The sequence below is a fragment of the Eggerthella sp. genome, from assembly GCF_048329335.1.
Lineage (GTDB): Bacteria > Actinomycetota > Coriobacteriia > Coriobacteriales > Eggerthellaceae > Eggerthella > Eggerthella lenta.
In genome coordinates, this window is the sequence record NZ_DBFEGU010000025.1 from 1 (window position 1) to 10,244 (window position 10,244).

At 64.3% G+C, this 10,244-nt stretch carries 7 protein-coding genes and 1 pseudogene; 4 read left to right on the top strand and 4 right to left on the bottom strand.

Translation table 11 applies throughout. The features are described from left to right. The 4 genes and pseudogenes from ACMO6A_RS00890 to ptcA form a co-directional block, all read right to left on the bottom strand. A pseudogene (locus ACMO6A_RS00890) lies at window positions 1-603 on the bottom strand (carbamate kinase); the annotation flags it as partial. A gap of 284 nt (window positions 604-887) precedes the next feature. Next, on the bottom strand, window positions 888-2,048 hold the full coding sequence (gene aguA, locus ACMO6A_RS00895) for an agmatine deiminase (RefSeq protein WP_009306487.1): 1,161 nt from the start codon (window positions 2,046-2,048) through the stop codon (window positions 888-890). Window positions 2,049-2,212: 164 nt separating this feature from the next. Next, window positions 2,213-3,715, bottom strand: coding sequence for an APC family permease (locus ACMO6A_RS00900; RefSeq protein WP_418470656.1), 1,503 nt, complete (start codon window positions 3,713-3,715; stop codon window positions 2,213-2,215). A gap of 133 nt (window positions 3,716-3,848) precedes the next feature. Further along, window positions 3,849-4,889 carry a putrescine carbamoyltransferase gene (gene ptcA / locus ACMO6A_RS00905; protein ID WP_009306489.1) on the bottom strand — a complete coding sequence of 347 codons (1,041 nt, stop codon included), beginning with the start codon at window positions 4,887-4,889 and terminating at the stop codon, window positions 3,849-3,851. 286 nt (window positions 4,890-5,175) lie between these two features. On the opposite strand from ptcA, the gene ACMO6A_RS00910 reads away from it, so the two are divergent. The 4 genes from ACMO6A_RS00910 to ACMO6A_RS00925 all read left to right on the top strand — a co-directional run. Further along, window positions 5,176-6,135 carry a helix-turn-helix domain-containing protein gene (locus ACMO6A_RS00910; RefSeq protein WP_009306490.1) on the top strand — a complete coding sequence of 320 codons (960 nt, stop codon included), beginning with the start codon at window positions 5,176-5,178 and terminating at the stop codon, window positions 6,133-6,135. A gap of 30 nt (window positions 6,136-6,165) precedes the next feature. After that, complete coding sequence (locus ACMO6A_RS00915; protein ID WP_009306491.1) at window positions 6,166-7,134, top strand: helix-turn-helix transcriptional regulator; 969 nt, start codon at window positions 6,166-6,168, stop codon at window positions 7,132-7,134. Between the two features lie 217 nt (window positions 7,135-7,351). Continuing rightward, entirely contained in the window at window positions 7,352-8,779 is a 1,428-nt protein-coding gene (locus tag ACMO6A_RS00920) for an MATE family efflux transporter (protein ID WP_009306492.1), read from the top strand. Next, the coding region (locus ACMO6A_RS00925) for an amidohydrolase (protein ID WP_418470657.1) at window positions 8,776-10,244 on the top strand (1,469 nt) is incomplete at its 3' end. The genes ACMO6A_RS00920 and ACMO6A_RS00925, both read left to right, overlap by 4 nt.

A 10,244-nucleotide genomic window follows, 5' to 3' on the forward strand; every position in this document is an offset into this window, starting at 1 on the left:
CACCGGCACGCCGCCGCCGCCCGTGGACACGACCACGTAACCGCCGTCCATGAGGTCCTTGACCGCGTCGAACTCGACGATGCGCACCGGCTTCGGGGAGGCGACGACCTGGCGCCAGCCGCGGCCCGCGTCCTCCTTGAACGTCCAGCCGGTCTCGGCGGCCTTGGCCTTGGCCTCCTCCTCGGAGAGGAAGGCGCCGACCGGCTTGGTGGGGTTCCGGAACGCCGGGTCGGACGGATCCACCACGGTCTGCGTCACGACGCAGGCCGTCGAGCGGTCGATGCCGCGCAGCTTCATGTCGTTCAGGATGGCCTGGGACAGCTGGTAGCCGATGTAGCCCTGGCTCATGGCGCCGGCCTCGGGGAACGGCATCTCCGGGGTCTTGCCGTCGTCGGCGGACGCGTACGCGAACGCGTTGTTGATCATGCCGACTTGGGGGCCGTTGCCGTGTGACACGATGACGTTGGTGCCCTCCTCGACCATGTCGACGATGTTCTTGGCGGTGTCCTTCACCAGCTGGAGCTGCTCCTGGGGCGTGTTGCCCAGGGCGTTGCCGCCCAGCGCGATGACGACGGACTTACCTTCACCCTTCTGATAAGGCATGCGATGCTCTCTTTCTCTCGGGCGCGCCCAACGCGCGCCGCAGGGACGGGAGGTGAGGAAAAAGCGGAGCGGCCCCTGGCGAAAGGACCGCTCCGTGGCCCGCCGACCTCCGCCGGTGCGCACCGGTTGGCCGGAGGACGGATGGGGCCTTCTGGAAAATGCCTTGATGAAAAAGCCGGGGTTGCCACGGCCGGAGACTGTCAGGCAGAGGATAATCAATCGCAGAACGCTCGCGGCACCGGCGGGACGGTCCGCCCCGCCGGCCGCGAGGTCGCCGGAACAGCCTACTTGCCGGCCGGCTCCTGCTGGGTGATGCAGTGGATGTTGCCGCCGCCGAAGACCACCTGGTCGGTCTTCACGCCCACGGCCTTGTACGCGCCCTCGCCCCACGCCTCGTCGAACGCAGCCTGGATCTGCTGGACGGCCAGCGCGTCGTTCTCGTCGCCGTACTGCGGCACGATGACGCCGCCGTTGACGATGAGGAAGTTCATGTACGACGCGATCAGCGGCTCATCGGCCACGCGCGGCTCGGCGTACTCCTCGGTGTCGATGGAGTCGCAGGACGCCTGGTCCATGTACAGCGGCTTCACGGGCATGCAGAGCTTGGTCACCTCGAGCTTGCGGCCCTTGGCGTCCACGGCGTTGGACAGCGTCTCGTAAGCGGCATGACACTCGTTGTAGAACGGGTAGTCCGGGTCGTCGGACCAGATGCACAGCACCTTGCCGGGAGCGACGATCTGGGCGACATCGTCGATGTGGCCGTTCGTCTCCTCGGGGTCGATGCCGTCCTTGACCCAGATGACCTTCTCCACGCCCAGGTACTTCTTCAGCTGCTCGTCGCAGTACGCGCGCAGCTCCTCGGACCAGGGCTCGTAGTCGGTCACGGACGCGTTGCGGCCGGGATCGAGCAGGCACATGTCGGTGGTGATGACCGTGCCCTCGCCGTCCACGTGGATGGAGCCGCCCTCGAGGATGAAGCTTTCGGGGCGATAGCGACGGCAGCCGCTCATCTCGGCCATCTTGAGGGCGATCTGCTCGTCTTTGTCCCACGGGAAGTACAGGCCGTTCTCGAAGCCGCCGTAGGCGTTGAAGTGCCAATGCACGGCGCGCTTGTCGCCCTCGTCGTTGACCACCCAGGTGGCGCCGGTGTCGCGCACCCACGCGTCGTCGGTGGTCATCTCGACGACGGTGACGTTCTCGTCGTCCTCGAACACGGCCTTGGCGTTGGCGTAGTCCACCTGGTTCACGCACATGGTGACGGGCTCGAACTCGGCGATAGCGCGCGCCACGTCGGCGTACTGCTTCTGAGCCGGCTTCGCGCCCCAGGCCCACGTGTCGGTGCGGTGCGGCCACGCCATCCAGATGCGGGTCTGCGGCTCGAACTCGCCGGGCATGCGGTAGCCGTCGGCCTTCGGGGTGGAAACGCTCTCGTGAATCGTCTTCATAATGCACACCTTTCTGTTTTGGTTTGCAGTACTTGCTTCAAGCGTTGTTTGTTACTCTGCTGGCGCCGCGCCGGATCCTTCCCTAAAGGACTAGCTTCGCGTCGCGACTCCGCTCAGGATGACAGCCGGGATGACGACCTGCGCGGCGCCAGCTTGGTTCTTGCTTACGCGACCGGCACCGCTTCGGGTGCCGCGCCGCCCTTCGCCTCGGGGGCCTCGGCCTCGTCGGCGGCCTCTTCGGCGGCTTCCTCAGCCAAGCGCTCGGCGGCCAAGGCGGGCGTCAGGCCCTTGTACTCTTCCGTGCGGCCGCGCTTCGACCAGATGCGCACCACTTCGCCCAGCACCACGAACACGATGACGCCGATGAGCATGGGGATCTTCGAAAGCTCTTCCTCCGAGCCGTTCAGCGGCACGATGGTGGCGATAATGGCCAGCACCAGCTCGATGGCGGGAATGGCCAGCATCACGTACATGAGCTTGCCCTTGAAGGGGAACGTGAACACGCGCTTGCGGTTCGGGTCCACCTTGCGCATCTTCAAAAACGCCGGGAACATCGGAATGTAGCTGATCAGCAGGAACACGACGTTCATCGAGAACAGCATCCAGAAGATGCCCTCGGAGATGGCCGGAATCGGGATCAGCTGCAGCATGAGGGCCAGCGAAGCCACCACGCCGTTCACGATAGCCGCGCCGGTGGGCATCTCGGTCTTCGCGTTCTCATGCGAGAACACCTTTGGCATGTTGCCGTGCTTGGCGGCGTAGTCGGCCACGAAGTTCACGCCGAACGACCAGGAGGCCATGTTCGCGAACAGGGTGACCAGGAAGATGATGCAGATGAGCATGAAGATGGGAGACGCCTCGCCCACCATGGTCATCACGGCGTAGATCATGCCGAAGTCCGGGTCGATCTGGTCGGCCGGGATGGCCGCGCCGATGCCGAACGAGCAGAACAGGTAGATGGCGCCGATGGCCAGGCCGCCCAGCACGATGGCCTTGGGGATGTCCTTCGAGGGGTTCTTCATGGCGCCGGCGAAGGTGCAGATGACCTCGAAGCCCATGAAGTTGAACAGGATGATGGACAAGTACGTCAGCGCGTTGGTGTTGGTGAGGTCGGGCATGAACGTGGCCGGCGACATGTCGCTGGCGAAGCCGTTGTTCACGGCGTACCAGATGCCGAGGCCGCCCACGGACACCGCGATGAGCACCTTGAGGACGGCGCCTCCGTTGAGGATCCAAGCGGAGTCCGACACCTTCGAGAAGCTCATGAACACGACGATCCACACGAACGCCAGCTCGATGAGCAGCACGGGAGCCAGCTCGAACTCCACGCCGAACACCATCCCCAGGATGTCGGGGAACAGCGTGGCCAGAGAGGCGATCCACAGCGGGAAGTTGATCCAGTAGTACCACGCCACGCGGCTGCCCCAGCGGTCGCCGAACGCCTCGCGGATCCAGTCGTACAGGCCGCCGTCGGAATCGTAGGTGGTTCCCAGCTCGGCGACGACCATGCCGTAGGGAAGTAGAAACGTGATGATGAGGAAGATCCACCAGAAGAACTGCTGGTTGCCGATGGCGGCAGCGGGGGCGGCGGCCTCGGCCACGAACACCACGCAGATCACGGACAGAATAACGCTGATGAATGAGAACTTCTTGACTTTATTACCCATTGGTTGTCCCCTTTCAGGGGTTCAGCCCCACCGGGCCGCGTCAGCTAACGTCGCGGGCCCGGCCCGGTGGAGCGTTCGATCAGTGCAGGCATCCTGGAGAAGGCCGTCCCCCTCCAGGATGCGCAATCCCCAACTAGGCGATCTTGTTGAGCACCGCGTTCATGCGAGCCTCGGCGGCGTCGGCGGCGTCGGCATCCTCCTTCGTCTTCGGGCAGAGGTAGGCCAGGATGGCACGGATGGAGTGCTTGCGGTTCTCGGCCTCGACCCAGCACAGGCTGCGCTCGGGATGGTCCATGACCTCGTCGGTCACTTCCTCGCCGCGGGTGGCCGGCAGGCAGTGCATGAACTTGGAGTCCGGGCCGGCGAAGTCCATCATCTCCATGGTCACCTGGTACTTGGGATAGAAGACGTCCATGTAGCTCTCGCCGCCCTCTTCCTCGTCGTACAGGCCGTACCACACGTCGGTGTAGACGAAGTCGGCGCCCTTGATGCACTCGATGTCGTCGGACACGGTGACGGTGCCGCCGGACACCTTGCAGTTCTCCTCGGCGATGGCCATGATGTCCACGTCGGAGTCGACCACGAGGCCGCCGTCGGTCACCTGCTTGCCCTTGGGGCCGAAGTGCACGAAGTCCATGCCCATCTTCGAGGCGATGAACATGAGGGAGACGCACACCTGCGTGGCGTCGCCGATGAAGGCGAGCTTGCAGTCCTCGATCTTCTTGCCCTCGGGCAGGTTCTCGATCATGGTCAAGAGGTCGCCCAGCTCCTGCGTGGGATGGTTGAAGTCGGACATGCCGTTGATGACCGGCGCGGCGGAGTGCTTCGCCAGGTTCACCACGTCGGGATGGCGGTTCACGCGGGCCATGAGGATGTCGACGAGCGAGCCCATGACGCGGGCGGTGTCCTCGAGGGTCTCGTGGCCGCCGAGCTGGATGGTGCCCGGGCCGAAGAACTGCGCATGGCCGCCCAGGTCGGTCATGGCCGTCTCGAAGGAGATGCGGGTGCGGGTGGACACCTGCTGGAAGATCATGCCGAGCGTCTGGTTCTTGAGGATCAGCGGGTAGCGGCCGCCCTCCTTGATCATAGCCTTCATGGACTGCGCCAGCTCGATCATGTCGAGCAGCTCTTCCTTGGTGAAGTCGTTGGTGTCGATGTAGTCCTTCACTGCCATGGTTCCTCCTATGGAATCGGTGGTCCGCGACATGCCGTCGGCAGCCGCATCTCTTGGCGCCCACTATGCGACCGGCACCCCGCGTTGTGAAGGAATAATGAAGATTATTTTCACGAAAAGAAATCTATAACCGAAATAATCCCCCGTAACCCATCCTCTGAACAGGCACTATAGTCTCAGTTTACAAAAGCTCTACAACCCCGATACGACTCGCTAAACCCACGAGGTAGAATGGCCGCATGAAGAACGGCCGACCCGCAAACGGGAAAGCGAGGGGGACTAAACCTTGGAGATCGCCTTCTACTTCTACACGATCCTCGTCATGCTCGTCTGTATCGCGGCGGGAACGATCTCCCTTTCCGCGTACTTCGTCTGCCGTAAACGAAGCCATCTGTACATGGTGGCGTTCTTCCTGTTCTACTTCCTCGATCTGGCGCTCATTTTCCAGAACGAATACCTCGGACAGAACACCGAGTTCCCCCTCGAAGTGTTCTACGCCATCGACCAGCCGGCCCTGAGGATATTCTTCGCCCTCGGCATCTTGGAAGCCCTGTGGCTGATCGCCTTGGATTTCCTCGGCGAGAAACGGATGTCGATGCGCATCGCTCCAGCCGTGGGCTTCGTCGTGCTCAGCACCGTCGTGATCGTCGCCCTGCCCGAAGGGCAGTACAAGCAATGGCTGTTCTACAGCATGCGCCAGGTGTTCCTGCTGTGGTGCCTCGGCTACGTGCTCATGCGCTACCGCACCACCAAAAGCGAGATCGAGAAGACGAGACTGCGCCGTCACGAGCCTTTGTTCCTGATCACGTTGGTGCTGACCATGTGCATCATCCTGGAAGACACGTTCATGATGCTAGTGTGGGACCCCACGTCGGTCTCTATGCTGCCCCTCTACATATCCGAGCGCAACTTCTCCGAGAACTTCCTCATGCTGGCGTTCGCGTTCTTCAGCCTGCGCGAAGCCGGAGCCACGTTGCGGCTGCGGTTCAAGGAGCCGCCCGCATCCGAGAACCCCGAGGTGCGACGGCAGATCGACGACCTGCTGCCCGCGTACTGCGAACGCCACGGCATGACCGCACGCGAGCGGGAGATCCTCGCCCTCGTGCTGCAGGGCAAGGACAATCAGAACATCGCGAGCGAGCTGCAGCTGGCGCTGGGAACCGTGAAGGCGCACGTGCACAACATCTTGAAGAAGACCGACCACGCAAGCCGCCAGGATCTCACCCGCGACTTCTGGAAAGAGTGAGACAAAGGGACAGAGGGACGAGGAGGCATCGTGAACGAGATCTGGTTCTGCTACACCATGCTGTTCATACTGATGTGCCTGTTCTCGGCCAGCATGTCGCTGTCGGCCTATTTCGTGTCGCATCGCACCACGTACCTGGGCATCATGGCGTTCTTCATCGCGTTCTGCTTGGAGACATCGCTCATCTTCCTGGACGAGTACTCCTACTTGAAGCCCGACACGCTGGCCGAGATCGTGACCTTCCCCTTCCTGCATCCGTGGATCAAGCTGGCGTTCTCCACGCTGTTCATCATGAGCGTGTGGTGGGTGGTGCTGGAATACGTCGAGCGCCGCACCTGGCTGCGCATCGCCGTGCCGTGCGGGGCATGCGTGCTCGTGCAGGCGGCGGTCGTGGTGGCGGTGCAGGACTCGAGGCTGAGCCAGTGGATCTTCTACGGCGTGCGCGACCTGTGCGTCGCTTCGGCGCTCGGCTACGGCTTCTGGACGTACCGGCGAGGAGCCGACGAGACGCTGCGGCAGCACCTGCTGCGCATGCGCAAGCCCTTCATCGCGTTCGCCGTGCTGATCGCCCTCGTGTTCGCCGAGGATTCGCTCATGATGTACTACCTTGCGCCGCAGATCACCGACCTGTCGTTCACGTACCACCTCAGCGAGCGCAACATGTGCGAGAACGTGGCGGTCATCTTCTGCGCGGTTCTGGCCATCCGCTCGGCCGCCGACACGCTGTCCATCCGCTTCCTCGAACCGCCCACGGGCGCCACGACGAAGGTGCAGCAGCGCGCCCACACGCAGTTGGCGCGCTACGCCGACCGCCATGCGCTCACGCCGCGCGAGCGCGACGTGCTGGCGCTGCTGCTGGAAGGCAAGGACAACCAGAACATCGCGAGCGCGCTCACGCTGTCGCTGGGCACGGTGAAGGCGCACGTGCACAACATCTACCGCAAGGCCAACGTCAGCTCGCGCCAGCAGCTGCTGCAAAGCTTCTGGAAAGAAGATTGAAGCAGCTCCTGGTCAAACGAGCACTAACCCCTTCTAAACCCGCAGCGGGGCAATCCAACCCCTTATAAACTTTCCCTCTTCCGCACGGCGGGCGTATGGTCGTTTGCAGACGGGGCGGCTGCAAGGGAGCCGCCCGAACGCAAGGGGCGGCCGCCCGGTCGCCCGGGGAGGCGGCAAAACGCCGCAGACCAAGGATCGGGAAAGGAGGGCAGCGCTGATGGCAGAAGACGCAACCGCCGTCGCGGTCACCGACGAGGACCGCGAGTTAGCCACGAAGCCCGTGCACGGCCTGTTCGTCAAGTACTCGCTCATCACGCTCATCGGCATGGCCGCGCAGGCCGTCATGGTTATCCTCGAGGGGGTGATCATCGGCAACGGCCTGGGATCGTTCGGCTTGGCCGTGGTGGGCATCATCATGCCGCTCGAGCTGCTGAACCTGGCGCTGGGCGGATCGCTGGGCATGGGCGTGGCCACCGTCGCGGGCAACCGTCTGGGCGCCGGCGACATGGCGGGCGCGCGCAAGGCGTTCGGCCAGGGCTTCTGGCTTTCCACGTACCTCATCCTGGCCGTCTCGGCGCTCATCTTCATCTTCGCGCCGCAGATCGCCCTGATGCTGGGCGCCACGCCCGACCTCGTGGACGGCGTGGTCACGTTCATGCGCATCTTCGTGTGCTTCTACCCGTTCTGCATCCTCGGCCAGATGATGTCGTCGGTGCTGCGCGTCGACGAGAAACCGGGGCTGGCCACCGCCGCCATGTTCGGATCGGCCGTGCTGGCCATCGTGTGGCTGTACTGCTCCATCTTCCTGGCGAACATGGGCGTTGCGGGCGCGGCCGTGTACTACGGCCTGTCCATCGGCCTCTGGTTCGTCGCGGTGTTCTATTTCGTCTTCAGCAAGCACACGAAGTTCAAGATCGCCTTCTCCGACATGAAGCTTGAGGGCAAGCTGTGCAAGGAGATCCTGACCATCGGGCTGCCCACGTTCCTCGTGCAGGCCGCCAGCCTTCTGTACACCATCGTCATCAACAACTATCTGGGCGTGCTGGGCGGCGATCTGGAGATAGGCGCCTTCGCCATCCTGAACGGCTACCTGGTGTACATCCTCAACATGATGTGGCTGTGCTCCACCTACGGCGTGCAGCCCCTGGCTAGCGTGAACAACGGCGCCAAGCGCCCCGATCGCCTGAAGACGCTCATCCGCGCGTCGCTGGTGGACACCGCCGCCGCCATCGCCGTGGTGTCGGCGCTGTTCATCCTGTGCGCCGTGCCCATCTGCACCATCTTCTGCGGAGACGAGCCCGACCTCATCGCGCTGGCCGCCGCCAACACGCTGCCGCTCTGCCTGCTGGCCTGCCTGGGCTCTGCCTCGAACGTGATGTCGGCCTACTTCCAGGCCGTGGACAAGGTGGTCATCGCCACGGTGCTGGGCATGAGCCGTTATCTCCTGTTCACCGTCCCCTGCATTATCATCATGTCGTCGTTCATGGGCATCACCGGCGTATGGTGGGCGCAGCCGGTGGCCGACGTGCTGTGCTTCGCGTTCACCATGGTGTTCGTGGTGCGCGAGCTGCGCCGCCTGGGCTCGCTGCGCGTCGAACGCACCGTCGATTCGTCCGATCTGTCGAAGGAAGGAGCCGTCGCATGAAGCCGGCCGATCTGATCTTGAACAGCACCCGCATCTTCACCGCCGAACCGGGCGTCGACGCTACCATGGACGGCAGCATCGCCATCGAGGGCGGACGCATCGCCTTCGTCGGGCCGCGCGAGGAAGCCGCCGCCTATGCGGGCCCCGGCACCGAGACCGTCGACTTGGGCGACGCGTTCGTCTGCCCCGGATTCCACGACTCGCACCTGCACTTCTTCCCCTCGGCCATGGACCGCTCGCCCTACGTGGTGTTCTGCGAGGGCACGTGCCCGGAGGACTGCGTCGAAGCGCTCAAGCAGGTGGAGGATGCCCGGCCGGCCGACGAGTTCATGCTGTCGTACGGCTGGTACCACCCGCTGTGGGACGACCCCGTGCTGCCGAACAAGGACATCCTCGACGCCGCCTACCCCGACCGTCCCGTGTGCCTGCAGTCGGGCGACTCGCACACGCTGTGGGTGAACTCGAAGGGCCTCGAGAAGTTCGGCATCACGAAGGACTCGATCCCGCCCGCCGGCGGCGTCTACCAGAAGGACGAAAACGGCGAGCTGACGGGGATCATCCAGGAAACGGCGGCCACCGCGCTCATCCCCACCATGCTCGAATTCAGCGAGGAGGAAACGAACGCCGGCATCCGGCAGTTCCTGGCCGACCTCAACGCCGAGGGCATCACCAGCGTGTGCGACGTGTCGCTTCTGGCCGTACCCGGCGGCGACTTCGTGCGCGACGACGTGTACCGCGCGCTGCACGAGCGCGGCGACCTCACCGTGCGCATCAACATGTTCCCCACCGCGCTGGAGGATCTGACTCGCGCCCGGAAGTTGCGCGACGAGTTCGCCGACAACGACCTGCTGCGCTCTCCCGGCCTCAAGCAGTTCTTCGACGGCGTGTCGTCCACCCACACCGCCTGGCTTTCCGAGCCGTACTCCAACGCGGCGCACGAGGGCGAATGCGGCGCGCCGGTGACCGACCCCGAGCGCATGCGCACCATCGTGCTGGGCGCGGCCGAGGAGGGCTTCGCCGTGCGCATCCACACCATCGGCGACAAGGCCATCCACACCGCGCTCGACATCTTCGAGGAGGCGCGCGAGAAGTTCGGCGCGCCGAACGGCCAGAACGGCTTGGAGCACCTCGAGAACTTCCTGCCGGGCGACATCGAGCGGCTGGCCGAGCTGGACGTGTGCGCCAACTGCCAGCCGCCCCACACGGTGCTCGACCCGAACGGCATCGAGCGCGACCTGGGGCCGGAGCGCGCCAAGCTGATGTGGCCGTACAAGAGCTACCTCGACGCCGGCGTGAAGTTCTCCTTCGGCACCGACTCGCCCGTGGTGGACATCAACTCGCGCGAGGTCATCTACGACGCCGTGACGCGCCAGAGCCCGGCCACCGGCGAGCCCGCAGGCGGCTGGCAGCCGCACGAGAAGATCCCCGCCGCCGACGCCGTCCGCGCCTACACGCTGGGCAGCGC